This window comes from Aeromonas simiae, assembly GCF_014892695.1.
GTDB lineage: Bacteria > Pseudomonadota > Gammaproteobacteria > Enterobacterales > Aeromonadaceae > Aeromonas > Aeromonas simiae.
In genome coordinates, this window is the sequence record NZ_CP040449.1 from 1,071,894 (window position 1) to 1,095,757 (window position 23,864).

At 64.4% G+C, this 23,864-nt stretch carries 23 protein-coding genes; 15 read left to right on the top strand and 8 right to left on the bottom strand.

What is annotated here, in order from left to right; genetic code table 11:
* Window positions 1-25 precede the first annotated feature (25 nt).
* From FE240_RS05025 to FE240_RS05035, 3 genes are read left to right on the top strand one after another with little or no spacing between them, the layout of a single operon-like run.
* Window positions 26-1,390, top strand: a complete 1,365-nt coding sequence (locus tag FE240_RS05025; protein WP_193003627.1) for a sucrose-specific PTS transporter subunit IIBC — start codon at window positions 26-28, stop codon at window positions 1,388-1,390.
* Window positions 1,390-2,796 (top strand): glycoside hydrolase family 32 protein, encoded by a 1,407-nt coding sequence (locus FE240_RS05030; protein WP_193003628.1) that lies wholly within the window; start codon window positions 1,390-1,392, stop codon window positions 2,794-2,796. Before FE240_RS05025 ends, FE240_RS05030 begins: the two co-directional genes overlap by 1 nt.
* 29 nt (window positions 2,797-2,825) lie before the next feature.
* On the top strand, window positions 2,826-3,839 hold the full coding sequence (locus tag FE240_RS05035; protein WP_193003629.1) for a substrate-binding domain-containing protein: 1,014 nt from the start codon (window positions 2,826-2,828) through the stop codon (window positions 3,837-3,839).
* A 39-nt stretch (window positions 3,840-3,878) separates the two neighbouring features.
* Here FE240_RS05035 and FE240_RS05040 read toward each other — a convergent pair whose 3' ends face one another.
* Both FE240_RS05040 and FE240_RS05045 read right to left on the bottom strand, forming a co-directional pair.
* The gene (locus FE240_RS05040) at window positions 3,879-4,607 is read right to left on the bottom strand and encodes an MgtC/SapB family protein (RefSeq protein ID WP_193003630.1); all 729 of its coding nucleotides are present in this window, start codon (window positions 4,605-4,607) and stop codon (window positions 3,879-3,881) included.
* Window positions 4,608-4,666: 59 nt separating this feature from the next.
* Window positions 4,667-4,969 carry a hypothetical protein gene (locus FE240_RS05045; protein WP_193003631.1) on the bottom strand — a complete coding sequence of 101 codons (303 nt, stop codon included), beginning with the start codon at window positions 4,967-4,969 and terminating at the stop codon, window positions 4,667-4,669.
* A gap of 541 nt (window positions 4,970-5,510) precedes the next feature.
* Between FE240_RS05045 and FE240_RS05050 the strand changes: the two genes are divergently transcribed.
* Window positions 5,511-6,395 (top strand): cation diffusion facilitator family transporter, encoded by an 885-nt coding sequence (locus tag FE240_RS05050; RefSeq protein WP_193003632.1) that lies wholly within the window; start codon window positions 5,511-5,513, stop codon window positions 6,393-6,395.
* 42 nt (window positions 6,396-6,437) lie between these two features.
* Here FE240_RS05050 and FE240_RS05055 read toward each other — a convergent pair whose 3' ends face one another.
* Window positions 6,438-6,623 (bottom strand): YgaP family membrane protein, encoded by a 186-nt coding sequence (locus FE240_RS05055; protein WP_193003633.1) that lies wholly within the window; start codon window positions 6,621-6,623, stop codon window positions 6,438-6,440.
* 87 nt (window positions 6,624-6,710) lie between these two features.
* Between FE240_RS05055 and FE240_RS05060 the strand changes: the two genes are divergently transcribed.
* From FE240_RS05060 to FE240_RS05085, 6 genes are read left to right on the top strand one after another with little or no spacing between them, the layout of a single operon-like run.
* The gene (locus FE240_RS05060; RefSeq protein WP_193003634.1) at window positions 6,711-7,031 is read left to right on the top strand and encodes an ArsR/SmtB family transcription factor; all 321 of its coding nucleotides are present in this window, start codon (window positions 6,711-6,713) and stop codon (window positions 7,029-7,031) included.
* The gene (locus tag FE240_RS05065) at window positions 7,024-7,437 is read left to right on the top strand and encodes a YeeE/YedE family protein (RefSeq protein WP_042047197.1); all 414 of its coding nucleotides are present in this window, start codon (window positions 7,024-7,026) and stop codon (window positions 7,435-7,437) included. The genes FE240_RS05060 and FE240_RS05065 overlap by 8 nt, the downstream gene beginning before the upstream one ends.
* Window positions 7,438-7,446: 9 nt before the next feature.
* Window positions 7,447-7,881 carry a YeeE/YedE family protein gene (locus FE240_RS05070; RefSeq protein WP_193003635.1) on the top strand — a complete coding sequence of 145 codons (435 nt, stop codon included), beginning with the start codon at window positions 7,447-7,449 and terminating at the stop codon, window positions 7,879-7,881.
* A 31-nt stretch (window positions 7,882-7,912) separates the two neighbouring features.
* Window positions 7,913-8,932: an efflux RND transporter periplasmic adaptor subunit gene (locus FE240_RS05075; protein WP_404800075.1), complete on the top strand. Its 1,020-nt coding sequence runs from the start codon at window positions 7,913-7,915 to the stop codon at window positions 8,930-8,932.
* Window positions 8,922-12,074: an efflux RND transporter permease subunit gene (locus FE240_RS05080; RefSeq protein WP_193003637.1), complete on the top strand. Its 3,153-nt coding sequence runs from the start codon at window positions 8,922-8,924 to the stop codon at window positions 12,072-12,074. The genes FE240_RS05075 and FE240_RS05080 overlap by 11 nt, the downstream gene beginning before the upstream one ends.
* A 59-nt stretch (window positions 12,075-12,133) precedes the next feature.
* The gene (locus FE240_RS05085) at window positions 12,134-13,126 is read left to right on the top strand and encodes a lipoate--protein ligase (protein ID WP_193003638.1); all 993 of its coding nucleotides are present in this window, start codon (window positions 12,134-12,136) and stop codon (window positions 13,124-13,126) included.
* Here the strand turns inward: FE240_RS05085 and FE240_RS05090 are convergent.
* From FE240_RS05090 to FE240_RS05100, 3 genes are all read right to left on the bottom strand, one after another.
* Window positions 13,106-13,798: a siderophore ferric iron reductase gene (locus tag FE240_RS05090; RefSeq protein WP_193003639.1), complete on the bottom strand. Its 693-nt coding sequence runs from the start codon at window positions 13,796-13,798 to the stop codon at window positions 13,106-13,108. The two genes, FE240_RS05085 and FE240_RS05090, sit on opposite strands and share 21 nt — an antisense overlap.
* A gap of 49 nt (window positions 13,799-13,847) precedes the next feature.
* Entirely contained in the window at window positions 13,848-15,971 is a 2,124-nt protein-coding gene (locus FE240_RS05095; protein ID WP_226799006.1) for a TonB-dependent siderophore receptor, read from the bottom strand.
* A gap of 99 nt (window positions 15,972-16,070) precedes the next feature.
* Window positions 16,071-16,940 carry a helix-turn-helix domain-containing protein gene (locus FE240_RS05100; protein ID WP_193003640.1) on the bottom strand — a complete coding sequence of 290 codons (870 nt, stop codon included), beginning with the start codon at window positions 16,938-16,940 and terminating at the stop codon, window positions 16,071-16,073.
* A gap of 342 nt (window positions 16,941-17,282) precedes the next feature.
* On the opposite strand from FE240_RS05100, the gene FE240_RS05105 reads away from it, so the two are divergent.
* Window positions 17,283-18,005 carry a gamma-glutamyl-gamma-aminobutyrate hydrolase family protein gene (locus tag FE240_RS05105; RefSeq protein ID WP_404800076.1) on the top strand — a complete coding sequence of 241 codons (723 nt, stop codon included), beginning with the start codon at window positions 17,283-17,285 and terminating at the stop codon, window positions 18,003-18,005.
* A 43-nt stretch (window positions 18,006-18,048) separates the two neighbouring features.
* Window positions 18,049-18,960 (top strand): Gfo/Idh/MocA family protein, encoded by a 912-nt coding sequence (locus FE240_RS05110; protein WP_193003642.1) that lies wholly within the window; start codon window positions 18,049-18,051, stop codon window positions 18,958-18,960.
* On the opposite strand, the gene FE240_RS05115 is transcribed toward FE240_RS05110, so the two are convergent.
* Entirely contained in the window at window positions 18,945-19,715 is a 771-nt protein-coding gene (locus FE240_RS05115) for a DODA-type extradiol aromatic ring-opening family dioxygenase (protein ID WP_193003643.1), read from the bottom strand. The genes FE240_RS05110 and FE240_RS05115 overlap by 16 nt on opposite strands.
* A gap of 216 nt (window positions 19,716-19,931) precedes the next feature.
* Between FE240_RS05115 and FE240_RS05120 the strand changes: the two genes are divergently transcribed.
* Window positions 19,932-20,369 carry a GNAT family N-acetyltransferase gene (locus tag FE240_RS05120; RefSeq protein ID WP_193003644.1) on the top strand — a complete coding sequence of 146 codons (438 nt, stop codon included), beginning with the start codon at window positions 19,932-19,934 and terminating at the stop codon, window positions 20,367-20,369.
* Here the strand turns inward: FE240_RS05120 and FE240_RS05125 are convergent.
* The gene (locus FE240_RS05125; RefSeq protein ID WP_042048788.1) at window positions 20,366-20,902 is read right to left on the bottom strand and encodes a DUF1439 domain-containing protein; all 537 of its coding nucleotides are present in this window, start codon (window positions 20,900-20,902) and stop codon (window positions 20,366-20,368) included. The genes FE240_RS05120 and FE240_RS05125 overlap by 4 nt on opposite strands.
* Before the next feature lie 93 nt (window positions 20,903-20,995).
* Here FE240_RS05125 and cls point away from each other — a divergent pair, with 93 nt between their 5' ends.
* Window positions 20,996-22,477 carry a cardiolipin synthase gene (gene cls, locus FE240_RS05130; RefSeq protein ID WP_193003645.1) on the top strand — a complete coding sequence of 494 codons (1,482 nt, stop codon included), beginning with the start codon at window positions 20,996-20,998 and terminating at the stop codon, window positions 22,475-22,477.
* Window positions 22,478-22,553: 76 nt separating this feature from the next.
* The gene (locus FE240_RS05135; RefSeq protein WP_193003646.1) at window positions 22,554-23,822 is read left to right on the top strand and encodes a DUF945 family protein; all 1,269 of its coding nucleotides are present in this window, start codon (window positions 22,554-22,556) and stop codon (window positions 23,820-23,822) included.
* The last annotated feature ends 42 nt before the right edge of the window (window positions 23,823-23,864 follow it).

Sequence of the window (23,864 nt, forward strand, 5' to 3'; positions counted from 1 at the left end):
CGCGCGGGCGGGCCGGGAGAGACATATGGATATCAATGCAATCGCCTCGGATCTGATCCCCCTGCTCGGGGGAAGAGAGAACATCGTCAGCGCCGCCCACTGCGCCACCCGGCTGCGGCTGGTGCTGGCCGATGACGGCAAGGTTGACAAGGCCGCTATCGACAAGCTGGAAGGGGTCAAGGGGTGCTTTAGCAACGCCGGCCAAATTCAGGTGATCTTCGGCACTGGCCTGGTCAACAAGGTCTACGCCGAGTTCGTGGCCCTGACCGGCACCGGCACTGCCAGCAAGGCGGAGCTGACCGACATGGCCAGCGCCAAGCTCAACGTGGCCCAGCGCCTGGCGCGGACCCTCTCCAACATCTTCGTGCCCATCATCCCGGCCATCGTTGCCTCCGGCCTGCTGATGGGGCTGCTCGGCATGGTGCGCACCTATGGCTGGGTCAACCCGGACAGCGCCCTGTTCGTCATGCTCGACATGTTCAGTTCGGCGGCTTTCATCATACTGCCGATCCTCATCGGCTTTACGGCGGCGCGGGAATTTGGCGGCAACCCCTATCTCGGGGCGACGCTGGGTGGCATCCTCACCCACCCGGCCCTGACCAACGCCTGGGGCGTGGCCGGCGGCTTCAAGACCATGGACTTCTTCGGGCTGGATGTTGCGATGATCGGCTACCAGGGCACCGTCTTCCCGGTGCTGCTGGCGGTCTGGTTCATGTCGCACTTGGAGAAGCAGCTGAGAAAGCGTATTCCCGATGCGCTCGATCTCATCGTGACCCCCTTTCTCACCGTCATCATCACCGGCTTCGTGGCGCTGCTTTTCATCGGCCCGGCCGGTCGCGTGCTGGGGGATGGCATCTCGTTTGGCCTGAGCGCCCTTTATGAACACGCAGGTTGGCTGGCGGGGCTGGTGTTTGGCGGCACTTATTCGCTTATCGTCATCACCGGCATCCATCACAGCTTCCACGCCATCGAGGCGGGGCTGCTCACCAATGCGCAGATCGGGGTCAACTTCCTGCTGCCTATCTGGGCCATGGCCAACGTGGCGCAGGGGGGGGCTTGTCTGGCGGTCTACTTCAAGACCCGTGACGTGAAGATCAAGGCGATCACGGTGCCGGCGGCTATGTCCTGTCTGCTCGGCATCACAGAGGCGGCCATCTTCGGGGTCAACCTGCGCTTCATCAAGCCCTTCTTGGCCGGTCTGCTCGGCGGGGCCTGCGGCGGCGCCTACGTGGTGGCGGCCAAGGTGGGGATGACGGCGGTGGGGCTGACCGGTATTCCCGGCATGGCCATCGTCCAGCCGCTGAGCCTCATCCACTACGTCATCGGCATGGTGATCGCCTTTGGCGCCGCCTTCGCCGCCTCCTACCTGCTCAAGTACAAGGTGGAGTGATGCAAGAAGTCGACTTGCTCAAACAGACGGTTCGCGCCTTGTTGGCCGGACAGCTCGAGGCGGCGGCCGATCCCCATCGGCCCCGCTGGCATCTGGCAGCCCCGGTGGGGCTGCTCAATGACCCCAACGGCTTCATCGAGCACGACGGGCGCTACCACCTCTTCTACCAGTGGAACCCGCTCGGCTGTGAACACAGCAACAAGGGGTGGGGCCACGTCAGCTCGACCGATCTATTGCACTGGCGCCACGAGCTGCCGGCCCTGCTGCCAGTCGAGCCCTACGAGCAGAGCGGCTGCTACTCGGGCTCGGCGGTGAGCGACGAGCAGGGGCGCCTGACCCTCATCTATACCGGCAACGTCAAATACCCGGATGGCAGCCGCACCGCCTTCCAGTGTCTGGCCCGCGATGACGGCCGGGGCGGCTTTGACAAGCTGGGGCCCGTACTCGATTTACCGCCAGGGTACAGCGGCCACGTGCGCGACCCCAAGGTGTGGCACGACGGCCAGCAGTGGCTGATGGTGCTGGGGGCCCGTACCCTGGACGATCGCGGCGAGGTGCTGCTCTATCGCGGCGCCTCCCTGCATGAGTGGCAATGGGTGGGCCCCATCGCTGGCAGCGGACGCGGCGGGCTGGGGGAGTTTGGCTACATGTGGGAGTGCCCGGATCTGTTTGCGCTGGGCTCTTACCACGTGCTCATCAGTTGCCCGCAGGGGGTAGCCCCGCAGGGAGAGGATTACCTCAACCTCTATCAATGCGGCTGGCTGGCTGGGCACTTTGACGGAACGCGCTTCGAGCACGGCGCCTTCCATGAGCTAGACAGAGGCTTTGAGTTCTATGCGCCGCAGACCACCATAGACCGCCAGGGGCGGCGTCTTTTATTTGGCTGGCTGGGGCTACCTGAAGAGAACGAGATGAGTCAGCCCACCATCGCGCATGGCTGGCTGCATCAGATGAGCTGCCCGCGCGAGCTCTACTGGCAGGAGGCGTGGCTGTGCCAGCGTCCGGTGGCGGAGCTGGCGGCCCTCAAGGGGGACGAGAGCCACTATCAGGGGGCCGTGACCGGTGCCCCGGCGCTGGCGCTCGGCTCGGCCTGGCTCGATCTGGCGCCGAGCGGGCGCGGGGTGCTCACCATCGGTGAGGGGCTGCGCCTGCACTGGCAGCCGGGTGAGGTGGCGCTCGAGCGGCGCAACTGGGGCTCGGGGGAGTGGCAGTGGCGCCGCGCCCCCTGGCTGGGCGGCGTCTTGCGCGTGCTGCTCGATAGCTCCAGCATCGAGTGCTTCGTCGACGAGGGGCGCGCCGTGCTCTCGGCCCGCCACTTCCCGGCAGGAGAGCCCCTGGCGAGCTGGCAAGGGGAGGGGGAAATTGCCGTTTGGCACTGGCCGCTGCGCGCGAGCCTAGTACAATAGCGCGGTCATCCCACAAGCCGGAACGCCAGGTGGAGAAGAAAAAACGCATCACCATCGCCCGGATTGCCGAGCTGGCGGGGGTCTCGAAGGCCACCGCCAGCTTGGTGCTCAACGGGCGCAGCGCCGAATACCGTATCGCCGACGAGACCCGGCGCCGCATCCAGGCGGTGGCCGATTCGTGCCACTACCAGCCGAGCATCCACGCCCGCGCCCTGCGCGAGAGCCGCAGTTACACCTGGGGGCTGGTCATTCCCGATCTCACCAACTTCGGTTTTGCCAGCATCGCCAGGGTGCTCGAGGCGCGCTGCCGCGAGGCGGGGATCCAGCTGCTCATCGCCTGCTCGGAGGATGATCCCCTGATCGAGCAGCAGGTGGTGGATTCGCTCATCAGCCGTCAGGTGGATGGCCTCATCGTCGCCTCGAGCGGCCACAGCGACGAGATCTATCGCCGCATCCATGCCCAACTGCCGGTGTTACAGCTCGATCGCCACATCGGCGAGTCGCGCCTGCCCATGGTGATCTCGGATGCCTGCAAGGCCACCGCCGAGCTGGTGCAGGCGATGGCGAGCGAGCATGGCAACCGCATCTACTACTTCGGCGGATTGCTCGATCTCTCCCCGAGCCGGCACCGGTTGGCAGGTTATGAGCTGGGGCTGCACCGGGCCGGGCTGGCCGCCGAGCCGGCGCGCATCCGCCACCGCGACTACCAACCCCACTCCGGCTATCAGTTGATGGCCGAGCTGGTGGAGGAGCTCGGTGGCCTGCCCGAGGCGCTGTTCACCGCGTCGTTCACCCTGCTCGAAGGGGTGCTGCGCTACCTCAATCAGCACGGCCTGATGGATGCGCCACTGCGCCTGTGTACCTTCGACGATCACGATCTGCTCGATTGCATCCCGATGCGCATCGATTCGGTGGCGCAAGATTGCCCGGCGCTGGCAGAAGGGGCCTTCACCCTGATGCAGGAGCTGGTGCGCGGCCGCTCCCCCGAGCGCACCGCCCTGGTGCTGCCGCCCCGCATTCGCTGGCGTAGCCGCCGCCCATGACCATGACGCCGGCTTCTGCCGGCGTCATGGTGTACTCACTCAGGCGTGGGGGCTACAGCTCCAGTAGACCAGCTCCACATCCGGATGATCCCCCAGACGCAGCACCACGGCATCGAGCTCCTTGCCATCGATGGCGGTCGGCAGCAGCACGGCGCTGATGGCCACGCCGCGCTCGCCAAACGGCGCGATATCGAGCTCGCTCAGGGGAAAATCTGCCCCCTCCAGTGTCTCTTCCAGCCAGCGCAGCACCGGTTTTTGGGTGGCGCGTTCGGTGAGGGCGGTCACCCGGTAAGTGCCCTCGCTCTCCTCGTTATCCATCGGGGTGCGGTTGATGCGGTTGACCACGGGACGCAGCAGGGTGTTGGCGGCCAGCACGAACAGGGCGCCGAGCACCGCCTCGAGCGCCAATCCGGCTCCCGCTGCGGCCCCTACCGCCGCCACGCCCCACAGGGTCGCCGCCGTGTTGATACCGCGGATGTTGCCCGACTCGCGCATGATGACGCCAGCGCCGAGAAAGCCGATGCCCGAAACCACATAGGCGAGCACCTGGAGCATGCCGTAGTTGCCCCCATGAAGCTCATGAATGCGCTGGGCTTGGTTGACGAACAGGGCGGCGCCGACCGCGACCAGCACGTTGGTGCGCAGCCCGGCTGTGCGCTGGCGGTACTGGCGCTCGAAGCCGACCAGGGCGCCGAGCACAAAGGCGAGCGCCAGGCTCGCCAGGGTATCGGAAAGGGAGATAAGGTCTATCTGTTGCCACATTCTCATCAAGTCTCTCCTTCACGCCAGCCTTGCTGGGCGTGTCACGGGTAAAAGGAAAAGGGGCGTCAGGGGCGCAGGAACCAGCGCACCGGGTGAGCCAGTGCGACCTGGTGCACGAAGTGGCGCAGGTGTGGGCGCTGGCTCGGCAGGCAGGTCAGGGTCAGCAACAGGTCGCGGCCGTTGCCGTCGGCGGCGAGCGGTACCATGGCCTGCGCCGGTTGTAGGCCAAAGGGCACCAGCAAGGTGTCGACCGACCCCATGACTTGCTCCATATCGCGGCGATCCAGGCAGCGGATCTGCACGCGGTAGTGGTGGCGAGTGTCGCGTTTTCGTCGCTTGAAACAGCGTTGTATCAGTGGGTTGAACATGTTTCCTCCCTAATGGCTGGAGGAGAAACAGAGGCCGGTCGCGGGGGCGCCGCGCCGTTTCAGGGTGGGGAGAAGAAGAGTGCTTCTCGCTGGCGCGAGAGCGGCAGGCAATCTGCGAGTCTCGTCGCCTAGTGGCTGGCTGACGGGGTCAGCGAGCGCCGGTCGCCCGATGAATTGCCCACTGTGTGTCTCCATGATGAATTGGCGGGCAAGATAATAACTAAATATTAATAAAATGTAAATATTGGTGGGCCATCCACCCTGACTCAACGGCTATCTGGAATATTATTCCCCCTCGTTAATTGATGCGCCGATGCCGCTTGGTTGATAGCCGGATGAGAAGGGCGTTAATAGTGAGAATGATTTATTTGGTTATTTTTTATCTTTAAGAATCATCTAGTTAAGTTTTATTGTTATGGGGTGATAGAATAAATGGCAATGGTTTCCATTTAGCGGTGAATTTATTTCTTGTCGCCATAAATTAATTTGAATATGGGGTGGCTTTTGGTTAAAAAGCAGGGCCGTGGAGAGGAGTGTAATGATGAATACAAAGAGTCGGGCAGCCCTGCTTTCAGTTTGCTCTAACAGCCTGCTCATCGTGGCCAAGTTGGCGGTGGGTCTGCTGACCGGTGCCGTCAGCATTATCTCGGAGGCCATCCACTCGGCCATGGATCTGGTGGCGGCCCTCATCGCCTTTTTCTCCGTCTCGCGCTCCGACGCCCCACCCGATGAGTGCCACCCCTACGGCCATGACAAGATTGAGAACATCTCGGGGGTGATCGAGGCGCTGCTGATCTTGGTGGCATCCTTGTGGATCATGACCGAGGCGCTGGATAAATTGCTGCACCCCGAGCCCATCTCGGGCGCCGGTTGGGGCGTGTTGGTGATGGGCGCCTCGGCGCTGGTCAACATCCTGGTGTCGCGCCACCTCTATCGGGTCGCCAAGGAGGAGGAGTCGCTGGCGCTTGAGGCCGATGCCCTGCATCTCAAGGCTGATGTGCTCACCTCGCTCGGGGTCGCGGCGGGGATGCTGCTCATCTGGGGCGGGGTCGCCCTTGGCTGGGATCTGGCCCGGCTTGACCCCCTCATCGCCATCGGCGTGGCACTGTTCATCCTCAAGGAGGCGATCGAGCTGCTGCTTAAGGCGCTGCGCGGCCTGCTCGATCACCGTATGGAGGAGGCCGAGCTGGCCGAGCTTGAGCAATTGTTACAGGCCAACTGCCCGCAAGGGACGGCCTATCACGCCCTGCGCAGCCGTCAGTCGGGGCGGCGGCGCCATATCGACTTTCATCTGACGGTGCCGCCGGCCATGACGGTCGCCGCTTCTCACCACCTGTGCGACGAGCTGGAGCGGCTCATCGCCGCCATGCTGCCCCATGCCGAGGTGCTGATCCACGTCGAGCCGGCCGGGGTACACGGCGGGTGAGGGAGCTGACAAGCGCGAAGGGCGGCCAGTGGCCGCCCTTTCTTATTTCAATCCCAGCCGCGTGAGCAGCCTGGCCGCCGGGCAGAAGCCGGTGAAGGCGCTCTGGATCAGGTTGATCCCCACCAGCACGCTGAGCCAGACGAACCCGGGATGAACCCAGTGGGTCAGCGCCAACGAGAGCAGCAGCATGCTGCCTGCCACCACACGCACACCGTTGTCGACCGTCATTTTTGCTCTCCTTTTTAATTAGCTGTTGCTAATTTAGGTTTGCTTTATACAATAAGCCTAAATATCAGTAATTGCTAATTTATTACCATGACCCAGTATGACGAGATGAACCACCACGCCGAGGCTGCCGCCGCCCTGCTCAAGGCGCTGGCCCATCCCGAGCGTCTGCTGGTGCTGTGCCAGTTGACTCAAGGGGAGAAGGGGGTGAGCGAACTGCTGGCCCACAGCCGGCTCGGTCAGTCCGCCTTCTCCCAGCAACTGGCGGTGCTGCGTCGTAGCGGCCTCATCCGCTCGCGTAAACGGGCGCAGCAGATCTACTACTCGCTCGCCAGCGAGGCGGTCAGCGACGTGCTGGCCGCGCTGGCGAAAAATTTTTGTCACTCACAGGAGAATGATGTCGATGTTTGAAACCCAATGGCTGCTCGCCCTGCTGGGGGGAGCCCTGGTTGGCAGCGCCGCGCTGCTGTTGTTGCTGGTCAATGGCCGTATCGCCGGGATCAGCGGGATCTTGACCGGTGCCCTGCAAAGCCGTACCCCGTGGCGCTGGGTCTTCTTGCTTGGCCTTGGCGTCGGAGCCTGGCTTGCTTTTACCCTGGGGTGGGCGGCGCTGCCCGACTTCGCCGCCCTGCCGGCCTGGCCCTGGGTCGCGCTGGCCGGACTGCTGGTCGGCATCGGTACCCGCTTTGCTAACGGTTGCACCAGCGGCCACGGCATCTGCGGCATGGGGCGACTGTCACCGCGCTCCATCGTGGCGACCCTGACCTTCATGGCCAGCGGCATCGTCACCGTCTTCGTCACCCATCACCTGCTGTAAGGAGTTCCCATGAATCTGTTTGCTGCCCTGCTTAGCGGCGTCCTGTTCGGCCTCGGGCTGGCGGTCTCCGGCATGGTCGACCCGGCCCGGGTCACCGGCTTTCTCGATCTGGCGGGCGCCTGGGACCCCAGCCTCGGCTTCGTGATGGGGGGGGCGCTCGGCGTCTTCATGCCCGGTTACTTCCTGCTGATCAAGCCGCGTCGCAGTAGCCTCTCCGGTACGGCGTATCAGTTCACAAAACAGGGGGCTATTGATGGCAAGCTCATTGGTGGGGCTGCCCTGTTCGGGGTAGGCTGGGGCATGGTCGGGATCTGCCCCGGGCCGGCGCTGAGCCTGTTGTCCAGCGGTCAACCTCAGATCCTGCTGTTTGTGCTGAGCATGGCGGTCGGATTGCTGCTGGTGGACAAGGTGCTGTTGCCCCGTCTGGTGGCCCAGCGCACCTGATAGTGAATGGCGAGGGAGAGCGGCGATGAACATGGCGATCGGTATGGTGCTGGCCATCATGGCAAGTGGTGCGGTGCAGATGGAGGCGACGTCCCTCACCGTGCGTGCTGAACCTGTGCCCCGCTGGCTCACCCTCGACGGTACGGTCGAGCCGGTCAACAAGGGCACCATCGCCGCCCAGACCAATGGGCGCGTGGTGCGCATGTTGGTGGATGTGAACGACCGGGTGGAGGCCGGGGCTGCGCTGCTAGAGATCAGTGGTAATGAGCAGTCGGCGGCGGTTGATGCAGCCAAGGCCCGGCTGGCTAGGGCGCAGGCGCAGTACAAAGAGGCCGAGCTTCAGTTGGTGCGCTTCAAGGCGCTGTCGGTCAAAGGCGTCGTGACCCGCGCCCAATTTGACAACGCTCAGGCCAGCGCGCTGGCGGCGAGTGCCGAGGTTAAGGCGGCCGACGCCGCCCTGACCCAGGCGCGCGAGGTATTTGGCTACACCCGAGTGCTGGCCCCTTATGCCGGTGTCGTGACCGCCCGCCACGTGGAGTTGGGGGAGACGGTGGCCCCAGGGACGCCGCTGCTCTCCGGTCTCTCGCTCGATACCCTGCGGGTTGAAAGTGAACTGCCCCAATCTCAGCTTGTCCGTGCCTTCAAGGGGGGTGAGCTGACTCCGGATCAGATTGAGGTGCTGCTCCCCTCGGGTGAGGCGCTCAGGCCGCAGGCGGTCAAGCGTTTTAACTATGCCGACAGCGCCAGCCATACCTTTCGGCTGCGCCTCGACCTGCCCGAGCGGCAGGCCGGGGTGCTGCCCGGCATGTGGGTCAAGGTCAGGGTGCGTCTCGGTGAACACCGCGCACTGATGATCCCGACCCGCGCCCTGCTGCGTCAGGGGGAGCTTAGCGCCGTCTACCTCAAGGTGGAAAAGGGGTGGGCACTGACCCCGGTACGGGTTGGCCAGCGCGTGGGGGAGAGGGTGGAGATCTTAAGCGGCCTACAGGCTGGGGATCAGATTGCCAGCGACGCCTGGGCGCAGGTCAGGGAGGTGAGCCATGAGCCGTAACCCGCGCCTCGGGCTGGCCGGCCGTCTGGCGGCGGCTTTTCAGACCAGCGCCATCACCCCGCTGCTGGCGCTGGTGGCCTTGCTGCTCGGTCTGTTTGCGGTGTTGGTGACCCCTAAGGAGGAGGAGCCGCAGATCGACGTCACCTTCGCCGATGTCTATATCCCCTATCCTGGCGCCTCACCGCGCGAGGTGGAAAATCTCATCACCACGCCGGCCGAGCAGGTGATCTCCCAGTTGGCCGGCATCGATACCCTCAATTCGTTCTCCCAACCGGACGGCGCCCTTATCGTGGTGGTGTTCAAGGTGGGGGTGAAGCGGGCCCAGGCCATCGTCGATCTCTATAACCAGCTCTACTCCAACAAGGATTGGCTGCCCCAGGGGCTGGGGGTGGGCGAGCCACTCATCAAGCCGCGCGGCATCGATGACGTGCCCATTGTCACCCTGACCCTCTGGAGTGAGCGGCTCGGGGCCGCCGAGCTGACCCGCGCCGCCCATGAGCTTGAGACCGAGCTCAAGCGCCTGCCGGGAACCCGCGATGTCACCACCATAGGCGGGCATGACGAGGTGCTGAGCGTCACCCTCGATCCGGCGGCGCTGGCGGCCCACGATCTCACCGTGCCCGAGCTGGCCCAGCGTCTTGGCGCCGCTAACCGGGTGGGGATGCTCTCTGGCATGACTCAAGAGAACCGCGAGTTTAAGGTGCAGGCGGGGGCTTTTCTGCGCTCCCCGGATGAGGTGGCCCAGCTAGTGGTCGGGGTGCACGATGGCTACCCCGTCTACCTCGGGGAGGTGGCCGAGGTGACCTTGGGCGCGCCCCTGCCGACCCGGTCGGCCTGGTTTGCCCAGGGCGGGGAGGGGGCGGCGCCCCACCCGGCGGTGACGCTGGCCATCGGCAAGCAGCCGGGCCAGAACGCGGTCGAGGTGGCCAAGCGAGTCGAGGCCCGAGTGGCGGCCCTGCAAAACCGCCTGCTGCCGAGCGAGATCCAGGTCAGCGTCACTCGCGATTATGGGGTGACGGCGGCGGACAAGTCGGCCACCTTGATCGGCAAGCTCATCTTCGCCACCGCCGCCGTGGTGCTGCTGGTGGTGGTGAGCATGGGCTGGCGCGAGGCGCTGGTGGTGGGGCTGGCGATTGCCATTACCCTGCTGCTGACCCTGTTTGCCTCCTGGGCATGGGGCTTTACCCTCAACCGGGTGTCGCTGTTTGCCCTCATCTTCTCCATCGGCATTTTGGTGGACGATGCCATCGTGGTGGTGGAGAACATCCACCGCCATTGGATGCTCTCGCCGCGGCCGCTGCGCGAGCTGATCCCGGGGGCGGTCGACGAGGTGGGGGGGCCTACCATCCTCGCCACCCTGACGGTGATTGCTGCCTTGCTGCCGATGGCGTTTGTCAGCGGCCTGATGGGCCCCTACATGAGCCCCATCCCCATCAATGCCAGCATGGGCATGCTGCTCTCACTGCTGGTGGCCTTTATCTTCACCCCCTGGCTGGCTGGGCACCTGCTGGGGAGGGCCCCTCACGGCGCCGCTGCGGTGCGCCACGGCCATCTCTTCGAGCGGCTGATGTCCCCGTTCCTGTTTGGCGAGGGGGCAAGGCGGGCTCGGCGCCGGCTCTGGCTCGGGGTACTGCTGTTGGTGGGAGGGGCGGCCAGCCTGCCGGCCTTCACCTGGGTGGTGCTCAAGATGCTCCCCTTTGACAACAAATCGGAGTTCCAACTGGTGCTCGATATGCCGGAGGGCACCAGCCTGGAGCAGACCCAGCGCACCCTGATGGCGCTCGGGCGCGAACTTGGCAAGGTGCCCGAGGTGAAGGAGTACCAGATCTACGTCGGCACTGCGGCACCCATCAATTTCAACGGCCTGGTGCGCCACTACTTTATGCGGCGCGGCGCCAACCAAGGGGACATTCAGGTCAACCTGGTCGACAAGCACGCTCGCTCACGCAGCAGCCACGCCATTGCCCGCGCCGTGCGAGAGCCGCTGCAACAGATCGCCCGCCAGCACGGGGGCAATCTCAAGGTGGTCGAGGTGCCGCCCGGCCCGCCGGTCTGGTCGCCGCTCCTGGCCGAGGTCTATGGCCCGACCGAGCAGGCTCGCGAGCGCGGCGCCGAGCAGGTGCTGGCGGCCCTGCGCGAGACGCCCGACGTGGTTGACATCGATCTTTATCACAGCGATCACCAGCCCTTGTGGCGCCTGAGCGTGGATCGCAACAAGGCCGCCCGCCTCGGGGTGGACGTGAGCGAGGTGGTGAACACCCTGGCCACCGGGGTGGGGGATGCGGACGTCACCTGGCTGCACCGGGAGCAGGTCAAGTATCCGGTGCCGGTGCGGCTCACATTGAGCTCGGCCGATCGAGTCAGTCTCGATGGGGTGCTGACCCTCACGGTGCGCGGTGCCTCGGGCAAGCGGGTGCCCCTCTCCGAGCTGGTGGTGCGCCGCGATGAGACTCTGCCCCCCTACATCACCCACAAGAACATGCTGCCCATGGTGATGGTGGTGGCCGACATGGCCGGCCCGCTCGATAGCCCCCTCTATGGCATGGTGGAGGCCAGCCGGCGCATGGCCTTGCCCCAGCACTATGTGCAGCAACCCTCAGTGCCGGGGGAGGTGGCCGTGCTGTGGGACGGGGAGTGGAAGGTGACCTACGAGACCTTCCGCGACATGGGGCTCGCCTATGCGGTCGGCATGGTGCTCATCTATCTCTTGGTGGTGGCCCAGTTCCGCTCCTACCTAGTGCCCCTCATCATCATGGCGCCCATTCCGCTCACCCTGATTGGCGTCATGCCGGGCCACGCTGTGCTCGGAGCCCAGTTCACCGCCACCTCGATGATCGGCATGATTGCGCTGGCCGGCATCATAGTGCGCAACAGCATCTTGCTGGTGGATTTCATCGAGCTGGAGCGATCGCAAGGTAGCGCCTTTGAGCAGGCGGTGATCCGCGCCGCCCAGGTGCGCGCCAAACCGATCCTGTTGACGGCGCTGGCGGCCATGGTAGGGGCCCTGTTTATCCTGGACGACCCCATCTTCAACGGCCTGGCCATCAGCCTGATTTTCGGGATCTTGGTCGCCACCTTGCTCACCTTGGTGGTGATCCCGCTGCTTTACTACGCCCTGCTCAGCCGCCGGGTGGGCGACTAAGGGCGGGTACCGGCGCCTGCGTGTTACCATGGGCGCCGTTTTACCATTTGGGGGCGCCCATGCTCAGACTGCTCATCTCTCACTCCCACGATCCCCACTTCAACCTAGCGGTGGAGGAGTGCATCTTTCGCCAGATGGATGCCTCCCAGCGGGTGCTCTTCCTGTGGCGCAACGCCGACACCGTGGTGATTGGCCGGGCCCAGAACCCGTGGAAGGAGTGCAACACCCGGCGTATGGAGCAAGATGGCATCACCCTGGCGCGGCGCAGCAGCGGCGGCGGCGCCGTGTTCCACGATCTGGGTAACAGCTGTTTTACCTTCATGGCGGGCAAGCCGGCCTACGACAAGAGCGTCTCGACTGACATAGTGCTGGCGGCACTGGCGCGGCTCGGGGTAACGGCCGAGGCGTCGGGGCGCAACGATCTGCTGGTCGAAACCCCAGAAGGGGCGCGCAAGATCTCGGGCTCTGCCTATCGCGAGACCCTGGATCGCGGCTTTCACCACGGCACCGTGCTGCGCTCGGCCGATCTCGGCCGGCTGGCTGACTACCTCAATCCCGACCCTAAAAAGCTGGCGGCCAAGGGGATCAGCTCGGTGCGCGGCCGGGTGACCAATCTGGCCGAGCTGGGGGTGAGCCTGTCGCACGAGGCGCTGTGCGAGGCCCTTGGCGAGGCTTTCTTCCACCACTACGGGGAGCGGGTGGCGGCCGAGATCATCAGCCCGGAGCGGCTGCCGGATCTGCCCGGCTTTGCCGAGACCTTCGCCCGCCAGCGCAGTTGGGAGTGGAATTTTGGTCGGGCGCCCGGCTTTAGTCATCAGTTGGAGGAGCGTTTTACCTGGGGCGGGGTGGAGCTGCACCTTGAGGTGGACAAGGGGGTGATCGGCGCGGCGCGCATCTTCACCGACAGCCTAGACCCGGCTCCGCTGGAGCGGCTGGCCGAGCGGCTGCATGGCTGCGCCTATCGCCCCGAGAGCGTGCTGGCCGAGGTGGCGCGCTTAGAGGGGGAGGCGCGCGACGATCTGATGGGCTGGTTAAGCGACGCGCTGCGCTAAGGCCTGCTGCCGGCGCGGACAGTTGTCGCACAGGACGCCATCGCCGCGCTTGTAGTGCAGGCAGCAGCGCTGGCGCAGGTAGCGAGGATCTTCCCCCGGCAGGCGCGGTGGGGTCGGCAGTTCAAGGGCCGCCAGCCAGCGCCGGGCGAGGAAGGGTAAGGGGTGAGCGGCCAGCTCGGGCAGGTGCGGGGCGAGGCGCTCTAGCGCCACCAGCAGATCGTCGGCCAGCAGCTCGGCGCGCAGGCGCGGGCGCGGTGCCTCGGCCATGAGCGCGGCGAGCGTGGCCAGCAGGGGGCGCAGCCCGGCGGCAGCGCGCTCGATGCGGCGCACCAGATTGGGCTCGGCTTCCATCTCCCCGCTCAGCCAGTAACCAGCCACCATCCCCTCTTGCTGGTATTGCAGCAGGTTTGCCAGCGGTGGCACCCGCCCTAGGCCGTGCACCGCCAGGATGGCCAGATAGAGAGGCTGCCAGGTGAGCAGGCTCCAGCCGCGGGTGAGCCAGTAGGCCCGCCCCGCCTCGGGGTTGGCCTGTTGCAACTGCGCCATCAGTGCGGCCACTGGGGCCGTGTTTCCCTCCTTACCGATGGGCTCGCGTCCGGTGAGCCCCGTGCGTTGCAACGCAGGCAGCAGGCGGCGGGCCAGCTCGTCGAGGGCATCAAGTTGGGGGTTCATCATCGTCTCCTGGGGCCGCCATGGCGGCCCCTTGTGCTTGAGCGGCCACTTAGAAGCGGTAGTTGAGGCGCGCCTCGATGTTTCTTTCGGCGCCAAACCAGCAGTTACCGGTGTCGTAGCAGGAGAGGTACTCCTTATCGAGCAGGTTGCTGGCACTGAGCACCGCCTCGGCGCCGCGCAGGCCAAGGCGGCCCAGATCGTAGCGCGCCGCCATGTCCCACAGGGTATAGCCGGGCACCTTGCCGCTGTTCTGGGCGTCGATCTCGGTCTTGCCTACGTAACGCACTCCGCTACCGAGGGTGAGGCCGCTCAGGCTTCCCTGCTCAATGCGGTAGTCGGCCCACAGCGAGGCGGTCTGCTCCGGCACCCAGACCGGGGTCTTGCCCTTAAGTCCTGTGGTGTCGCGGGTGATCTCCATGTCGAGCAGGGTGTAGCTGGCGCTCACATCGAGCGCGTCACTGAGCGCCCAGCGCCCCTCCAGCTCGATCCCGCGCGAAACGGTCTCGCCGGTTTGCAACTTGGGCCCGTAGAGGTTGTCTGGATCCGTGACCAGCGAGTTCTTCTTCGTGATATGAAACGCCGACAAGGTGGCGCTGGCGCCGCCATCGGCGGAGAGGTATTTGACGCCGCTTTCCCATTGCTGGCCGGTCGACGGCTTGAAGCCGTTGCCGTTTTTGTCGATACCGGCGACCGGCTCGAAGCTCTCGGCGTAGTTGAGGTAGGGGGCTAGGCCGTTGGGCAGCTCATAGAGGGCGCCGACCCGCCAGGAGGTGTTGTGCTGGCTGATGCGGCCGTGGCTCTGGCCCGGGGTCCCCTGATAGAGGGTGCGGCTGTCGGTGTCGGAGCGGTAGCTGTCATAGCGCCCGCCGGCGATCAGTACCCAGCGATCCCAGCGCACCTGATCTTGCAGATAGAGGCCGGTCTGGCGCTGGCGGATCGCTTCATCATCTTGGTAGTTGAAGCCGAGCGCCGCCGGATCAATCTGGTCGTGATCCGGGGTGAACAGGTCGATGGCAGGCGCCGAATAGTCGAGGGTATCGAGGTAGCGCACGTCGGCGTTGAGGCGCTGGGCGTCGAGCCCCAGCAGCAGGTGGTGCTGCCAGCGACCGACATCGAGGCGGGCCGAGAGCTGGTTGTCGATGACTAGGCCGTGGCTTACCTCGTCGGTCAGGTAGGCATTGCGCGCCACGGTGCGCTGATCGGCGGCCAGCGGGGCATTGTAGGTGTTGCGTTGCAGGGCGCTGGCGTCGGTGTAGCGGGTGTTTTGCAAAAACTGCCAGCCGTTGCCGAAGTCATGGTTCAGCTTGTAGCCGAGCAGGGTAACTTCGCGCTCGTAGTGGTTCCAGTTGCGATCGCCCAAGAAGGCATCGCTGGCAAGCTGGCCATGGGGGTTGCCATGAACCGAGCCGCTGGCTGGCACTGTGGTGTAGATCCCCATGGCCGGATCTTTTTGGTAGTAGAGGTTCAGGTTGAGCAGGGTGCGCTCTCCCAGTTGCCAGTCGAGCGAGGGGGCGATGAGGTAGCGCTCCTGTGTCGAGGTGACGGCTTGGCCCTCTTGCTTGCGTGCCAGTCCCACCAGGCGGTAGGTCAGATGGCTCTGACCGATCTGACCCGTGCTGTCGATGCTGGCTTCGCGCAGGGCGTGACTGCCGCTGGCCACGCTCAGCTCGGTGGCGGCCTCACGGCGCGGCGCCTTGGCGATGAGATTGACCATGCCCCCCGGTGGCATGCTGCCATAGAGGACCGAGGTGGGCCCCTTGAACACTTCGACCTGCTCGAGGGCAATGGGATCTATCTGGGGTTGCAGATTCCAGCCGTTGTATTGCAGCAGCAGGCCGTCGTAGCTGTTTTGGTAGTTGTCAAAGCCGCGAATGTTGAAGAGATCGAGGCGCGACACGGCGCCGCCGCGCAGCTCCGTATTGACGCCGGGCAGGTAGCGCAGTGACTCGCTGACCGAACGCACGGCGCGCAGGCTTAAGGTCTCTCTATCGACCACCGAGATCGCTTGCGGCGTCTCAAGGGGGGTGAGCCGGGTCTTGGTGGCGGTGTTGCGGTAGGTCTTGCCAAGCACCATCACCGTCTCGTCAGCGTTGGGGGCGTCGGCGGCCAGGGTTGGGGCGGCAAGCAGGCTGGTCACGGCCAGGGTCAGTGGGTGCAGTGCGGGGTAACGCAAGATGGAGTCCTCGAAGCAAACAGAAAAATGATAATGAATGTCATTTGCATTCTATTATCTGCGTTTGCGTCAGAATTCACAATTTGGGGCATCTTGCCCTTAGCGGGGGGCGATAGGCAGCCAGTACTCCATGCGGGCTTGTGGGTCGTCGGTGCGGTATCCGGCGGGGTAGATCTCCAACTCGATGCCATCGAGCCCGCGATAGCGCGAGCCGGGCAGCCAGTGGCGAATAAACCAGCGCAGGGTGTCGGGCAGGGTGCGCAGATCGCCCTGCTGGGTCAGCACAGCGTACTCCTGGGCGGGGATGGAGAGGGTGGCAAGACCGGGTAACGGCTGAGGCAGTCCGGCCCAGTACTCGACCACCCCTTCCGTTGCGCTCGTCACATCGACGGCGCCGATGCGCGGCTGCGCGCCCCAGAGAGGGGGCGGGTAGTGCTCGGCCAGTTGTTGCCACAGGGCGGGCACCTGCTGCTGAAAATCCGGGGCGCTGGCAAACAGCCCTCGCACCTGGCCGTGTGTGCCGCCGAGCACAAAGGCGGGGCGGCTCTCAATGCGCACTGGCAGCAGCCTATCTGGCGCCTCCCTCTCGCCTTCTGGGCACAGGGGGGCTCGCAGGCCGACTCGCAGGCCACGTTGGCGGTAACGACCGGGTGTGCAACCGAACTGCTGCTTGAAGGCGCGGCAGAAGCTGGCCTCCGAGGTAAAACCGTGGCGCAGCGCCAGATCGACGATGCGTTCACGGCCATCGAGCAGCGCTTCGGCGGCGCGGCTGAGCTTGAGTTCGCGCACATAGTTGGCCACCGTCAGGCCAGTCTCTTCGAGAAAGACCCGCTGCAACTGCCAGCGTGACCAGCAGCTCTGGGCGGCCAGCAATTCAACGCTGAGGGGGTGGTCGAGGTGATTGTGGATGTAGTGCAGCACCCGACCGATCCGGGTCAGTTGTCGGGAGTGGGGGGCGTGTGCGCTCATCCTTAACCACCGCTGCTGCAAAAAAGAGGCGCAGTGTCGCACAGGGGGGCGGCCCCTTCAACGCGCCCTCTCGTGATTGGCCGGGCGATGGATGTGCAGGACACGAAGCGTGCGGGCCGACGGCTCAAGGCGATGACGCGGCGCTTTTCTGAAGGGCGCGCTGCTAGGGGTTGCTATCTGAAACGCTCAAGGCAGACTGGAAGGCAGCGTAGCCCTTTGGTTGCGCTGCGCCCACTGACGGTGATATTCAGGTGATCTATGCCCAATTCGACCCGCCCTGCGCCCGACTCGCTTGCCCGTGCCGAAAACGCGCATTCCGCCAAGCGAAAGCCAACTGTGTTGATGACCATGGGCTGCCAGCCCCGCGCCGGTCACGACTATCAGGTGATGACCCACAAATACATAGTGCCCTTGGTGGAGCTGGCCGGCTGTGTGCCGCTGCTGATGCCCACCTGCTGTGGCCTCGATGACCTCGATCACTACCTCGATCTGGCCGATGGCCTCTACCTGACCGGCGCCGGCTCTAATATCGATCCGGCCCTCTATGGCCAGCAGAACCTCACCCCTGACAAGGCGCGCGATCCTGAGCGCGATCGGGTCGACATCGCCCTCATTCACGGCGCCCTGGCGCGCGGCCTGCCCCTGTTTGCCATCTGCCGTGGTATGCAGGAGCTCAACGTGGCGCTGGGGGGCGATCTCTACCAGCGGCTCTATGCCGAGGGGCCCTTTGCCGATCATCGGGAAGATCCGGCCGCGCCGGTCGCGGCACAGTACGGCGCGCGCCACCCCGTCACCCTGGTGCCGGGCAGTTGGTTGCACACCCAGCTCGGGGAGCCGGTCATCATGGTCAACTCGCTGCACGGTCAGGGTATTTGCCGTCTGGGGGCGGGGCTGGTGCCGCTGGCCCATGCCGAGGATGGCCTCGTCGAGGCGGTGACACTCGCGGGGCGTGATGCCTTCACCCTAGGGGTGCAGTGGCATCCGGAGTGGCAGGCCAGCGCCAATCCTCACTCGGTGCGCCTGTTCAAGGCGTTTGGTGATGCCTGTCGCCAGCGCAGCAAATAGGCGTGGTATGCTGATGGCTCCTCCCATCTCGCAAGGAGAGCGTATGCGCATCGCTTTGGTGGGGCTGGGCGATATTGCCCGTAAGGCCTATCTGCCGCTGCTGGCCTGTGACGAGCGGGTCACGCCGCTGCTCTGCACCCGTGATGGGGCGACGCTGGCCGCGCTGGCGCGCCGCTATCGGGTGAGTGAGACCTACAGTCGCTATGATGCGCTGCTGGCCGCCCATCCCGATGCCGTGATGATCCACGCCGCCACGCCGGTCCATGCGCCTCTGGCCGAGGCGGCGCTGCAAGCGGGCATTCCGGTCTTTGTCGACAAGCCCTTGTGCGACTCCGCTTCCGGGGTGGAGCGGCTGGCCGAGCTGGCCATGCAGCAGGATCGTCCGCTTTTTGTCGGCTTTAACCGCCGCTACCTGCCGGCGCTGGCCGAGCTGCGGCGTCAGCCGCTCACCGAACTCATCTGGCAAAAGCACCGCCACGCCCTGCCCGGCGGGGCGCGCAGCTTCTTTTTCGATGATTTTATTCATGTGCTCGACGGCCTTTGCCACTACGGCGGCCGGCCGGAGGGGGAGGCGCGGCTGCTGGCTAGGGCGGCGGCGCAGCCGGGGGCGCTGGCCGGGGTCAGCGTCAGTTGGCGCACCCGGCATGGCTGGTGTCAGGGCAGCATGAACCGCAGTGCCGGCGTTACTGAGGAGCGTATCGACGGTTATGCCGAGAACCTCTCGCTGCACGTGGAGCAGTGCAGTCGCGGTTGGCTGGCGCGCGGTAAGGCAGTGCAGGCCATCGGCGGCGGGGAGTGGACCCCCATGTTGGAGCAGCGCGGGTTTGTCGCCATGCTGGAGCACTGGCTGGCGCTGCTCAATACCGGGCGCTGCGATAGCGCCCTGCTCGACAGCTACGTGGCCAGCCACGCGCTGGCCGAATCCCTGCTCGGTCAGCTTCAGCCGAAGCGATAGCTGCCCATGTAGAGGTTGCCAAGATCCCAGCTCTGGTGCAGTCGCTCGGGTTGGTCTGCTCCGGCGGCGCCGAGGGCGATAAAGAGCGGGCGCAGGTGGTCGTCATGGGGGTGGGCCATGGCCGCATGGGGGGCGCGGGCGCGATAGTCTATCAGGGCGGCCTTATCCTGCGCCGCCATGGCCGATTCCAGCCAGGCGACGAAGTCGCTGGCCCAGGGGGCGGTGCGCCCCCCATCCCACTCGAGGGCGCGCAGGTTGTGGGTGATGGCCCCCGAGGCCAGGATGGCGATCCCCTCGCTGCGCAGCGGAGCCAGCAATGCCCCAAGCTGCCACAGTTGGGCCGGGCTCCAACTGGCCGGGATCGAGATCTGCACCAGCGGCGTGGTCGCCTCGGGGTCGATCAACGAAAGGGGTGACCAGACGCCGTGGTCAAACGGGCGGGCCACCCCTTGCAGCGGCATGGCTTCGGCGGCAAACAGCGCGAGCAGCCGTTCGCCGAGCCAGGCGGGCGTATGACCGGGCCAGCGGATCTCATAGAGCGCATCGGGAAAACCGTAAAAGTCGTACATCAATTCAGGCCCAGGTTGCAGGTTGATCTGCAACTCTTGGCTGAACCAATGGGCGGAGATCACCACCAGTCCCTTGAGGTCATCGGGCAGGGTGAGCCCTTCTAAGAAGGTGGTGGCGCACTGGCGGCGGATCACCAGATCGGGGGCGCCGTGGGAGATAAACCAGACGGGGGCGGGAGTGCTCATGCATGCCTCGGGGTAAAGGGAGGGAATGATGCTACTCTACACCCCGATTTCTATTCGATAATCATGGTGTTAATACAATCACTATCAACCATGAGTTGAAAATGAAGGGCTAACCCCATTTGAGGTCTCAAGTCGGCTGACAGCAGGCGGTGAGCACGTTACTCTGGTCGGCGCAGATACATCTTTCGCCTAACGAGGCCCACGATCGGCACCATCATGTCGACATTGACGTTTGAAGAGTACTACGACGCGGATCTGACCCTGATCCGTGACTTTTACGAGACAGCGTTCTCCCGCTACGAGCCTGACATCGGGGAGCGGATCTTCATTGCCAAGGATGCCAATTGGCTTGTCGGTGCACTGCGGGTGCGGGCCGAGGAGCGCTATTACCATCTCTGTGGCATGCAGTTGCTGCCCCACTACCAGCAGCAGGGGATAGGCCAGCAGTTGCTCAGCTTTGCCTGCGGACTGCTCGACGGGCGCCCCATCATTTGCCAAGTGCTGCCGTTTGAGCGCGATTTCTACATGAAGGTTGGTTTTCGCCCCGGAGAGTTGCACCAACTCCCCGAGCCGCTGCGCTCGCGCCTGCATCAGCAGCAGGAGCTCGGCTATTGTGTCGAGCCCCTGGTGCGTTCGGCAGCACTGGTCAGTTAGCGCGTCAGCAGTTTGAGCTTGCCCGGTTGTACTTCTACCCCGGTCAGGTGCTCGCGCCACCAGGTCTGCTCTGCCCCCTTGCCCGTGATGCGATAGACGGGTTTGCCCTTCATGCGCTGTTGCAGGCTCTGTAGCATCAGATTGACCACCAGACCATATTGCTGCTGCACCGACTGGGGCTCGATGCGATAGTCGACCAGCTTGGCATCATCGAGATAGATGGCGTGGCTGCCCGGCTCGTAGCGCGGTTTGCCGTCGAAGGTGACGCGCAGTGTGGCATCGACCGGGGGCTTGTCACCCATCGCCATACGGGCGGTGCCGCGGCTCTCGATGCGCACCGTGTTGGCTTGCTGGCGGCCGATTTGCACCGTGCCTTCGGTCAGGGCGAGTTGTCCCTGGAACAGGCCGGGCATCTGGACGTCGCGCTGGATCCCCTCCTGGCGGGCCAGCAGGGCATTGATCTGGGATTCGGTGATCTCACTCTGGCCCGGGCTGAGCAGGGCTGCGGTGAGCAGCAGGGATTGCAGTATCATGGGAACAACCTGATAGAATCGGGCCGCCAAGCATATCACAGCGTCCGTTTGCAACGGATGAAACGGCTGTCACCGTTTTGCTAAGGAGCTGACGTGTTTAACGGACTGGAAAAAGATCTCAGCGATCTCTTCAGCCATTTTCTCGGGCTGTTACTGCTGCTGTTCCACACCTTGATCGTGGTCGGCGTCTCTTTGCGGGTTATTTTCAAACGGCGCCCTATCGGTGTCTCACTGGCCTGGCTGGCCCTCATCTATGCCATCCCCTTTGCCGGGGTCGGTTTCTATATCCTGTTTGGTGAAATTCGCCTCGGCCGGCGTCGTGGTGAACAGGCCAAGACCATGTATACCCCTTATGCGGCCTGGATCCGCCAGATGGCGAGGGCTTTTCCCCAGTATCGCTGCCCGGTGAGTGACAAGGCCGCGCCGCTGCATGATCTCATCCAGGGGCGGCTGGCGATGCCGATGCTCTCCGGTAACCGTATGACGCTGCTGGAGCAGCCCGAGGCCATCTTGGGCGAGATCGCCAGCGATATTCGGGCGGCGACCCAATCTTGCTATCTTGAGTTCTACATCTGGCAGCCGGGAGGGTGGGCCGACGAGGTTGGCGAAGCCCTCATCGAGGTGTCGCAGCGCGGCGTGGACTGTCGCGTGTTACTCGACTCGGTGGGGAGTAAACACTTCTTTCGCTCCGGCTGGCCCCAGCGGCTGCGCTCTGCCGGGGTGCAGCTGATCGAGGTGCTGCCGGTCGGGGCGTGGCGCATTCCGTTCCAGCGCCAGGATCTGCGCATGCATCGCAAGCTGGTGGTGATCGATGACAAGGTGGGCTACACCGGCTCGATGAACATGGTCGACCCGCGTTTTTTCAAACAGGATGCCGGTGTGGGCCAATGGGTCGATATCATGCTGCGGGTGCAAGGGCCCATGGTGCCCCTGATGTGGTCCCTGTTTGTCTGGGACTGGGAGATGGAGACAGGCGAGCGGTTGCTCGACAGCTTGCAGCATCAACCCGAGGCCTGGCCACTTATCAACTATCGTGCCCAGCTCATCCCCTCCGGCCCGTTCGAGGGGGGCGATGCCATCCAGCAAATCCTGCTGCAAGCCATCTATCAATCCCGTCAGCGGTTGATCCTGACCACCCCCTATTTCGTGCCGGATGACCCGCTGGTGGCGGCCTTGCGTTCGGCATCCGAGCGAGGGGTGCAGGTACAGCTGGTGCTGCCCCATCGCAACGACTCACGGCTGGCGCACCATGCAGGCAATGCCTTTTTAGAAGAGCTGCTCGCCTCCGGGGTCGAGATCTACCGCTATGATGCGGGGTTGCTGCACACCAAGAGCGTGCTGGTGGACGACGATTTTGCTCTGGTGGGGACGGTCAATCTGGATCGGCGCAGCCTGTGGCTCAACTTTGAGGTGACCTTGCTGGTCGATAGCCCGGTCTTTGTGGCCCAGATGCAGGCGTTGGTGGCCGGATACATTCAGGCCGCCAGCCCCATGTCGCTGGCCCGCTGGCGCCAGCGCCCCTGGTATCGGCGCATGACGGAGAACTTCTGCTATCTGTTTAGCCCTTTACTGTGAGCGGCTCGCTTGTCTTCGTGCGGCCCAGCACTTAGAGTGCCTGCACTTTTTTTAATTATGCACAAGGTGTTACGGGATGAAGAAAGGGGTCATGGGGGGCGCTGCGGCCGTCCTGCTGGTGGGGGGCGCGGTGGCCGCCTGCTGGTTTACGGGTCAGGCTTTCGATAAACAGGTGCCGGCCGAGTTGGCCAAAGCGCAGCAACTGAGTGGGATCCAGCTCGAATGGACGCCGGGCAAAACCAGTTTCCTCTCCCGTGAAGGCGCCATCAAGATGGTGCTGACGCCCGAATTTATCTCCTCCCACTATCCCGAGTTGACCCCTGAACATCCGTTCGAGCTCTATCTGTCTACTCAGACCCGGATCCTGCCGCTCTATAGCACGACCCATGTCGTGCTGGATAAGTCTCGTGGTGATCTGGCCGCCGGCTTGGTCGAGTTAGGGTTGCAGGGGTGGGAGCCGGTGCTGGAGAGCCGCAACAGCCTGTGGAGCCGCCGTAATGTGAGCACCCTGACCCTGCCTGAGGCCAACGTGGCTAAGCAAGGGGAGAACCTCAAGATGTTACCGCTGGTGCTCGGCTATGACGGCAGTCTGAATGGCAGTGGCAAGCTGAACCTGGATTGGCAGGGAATGACCTTCAGCCAGCCGGATCAACAGACCGAGATCAACCTGGCCCACGTGAAGGGTCAGGCCGAGCTCGATGAAATTGGTGGCGTGCTGATGGTGCCCTCGAGCGAAGGGGACGTCGCCGGCCTTTCGGTACGCATCGGTGATGAACTGAATATCGCCTTGCAAGGGCTCAGCTCTCGCTCTCATGTGGAGGGGGACGATGCCGAAACCCTGGCCAGCCGTTACGAGACTCGATTGCAGAGTCTCAAGCTAGCCATGGATGGGGAAACGGTCGCCCTCACCGAAGGGGAGATGGTGGTTGATATCAAGGGGATGGATCTGGAGGGGTATCGTCTGTTGCAGCAGGCCAACAGCGGCGTCGATATGGATCAGCAGAAGCTGGAGCAGGCGCTCAACCTGTTGCTGGCCCGTGGTGCCACGCTGTCGCTGAGCAACTTCTCGGCCAAGGTCAATGCCGAGCCGGTCTCGCTCAAAGGCAATCTGGTGCTCTCTTCCACCACCCTCGACAAGCTGACCAACGGTGTCGATGGTCTGCGCGCCCTGACCGGCCAGTTTGACGCCATCCTCTCGGGCAAGCTTGGCAATGCGCTGCCCCAGGTGGCGCCAATGCTGCAAGGGCTCACGGCCATGGGATACCTCAAGGCCGAGGGCAACCAGCTCAAGGCGGACATCAACCTCGCCAATGGCCGCCTGACGGTCAACAGCCTGCCCCTGTGATGGCCGAGTGGTCACAATGAAAAGAGGCTCCCGATGGGAGCC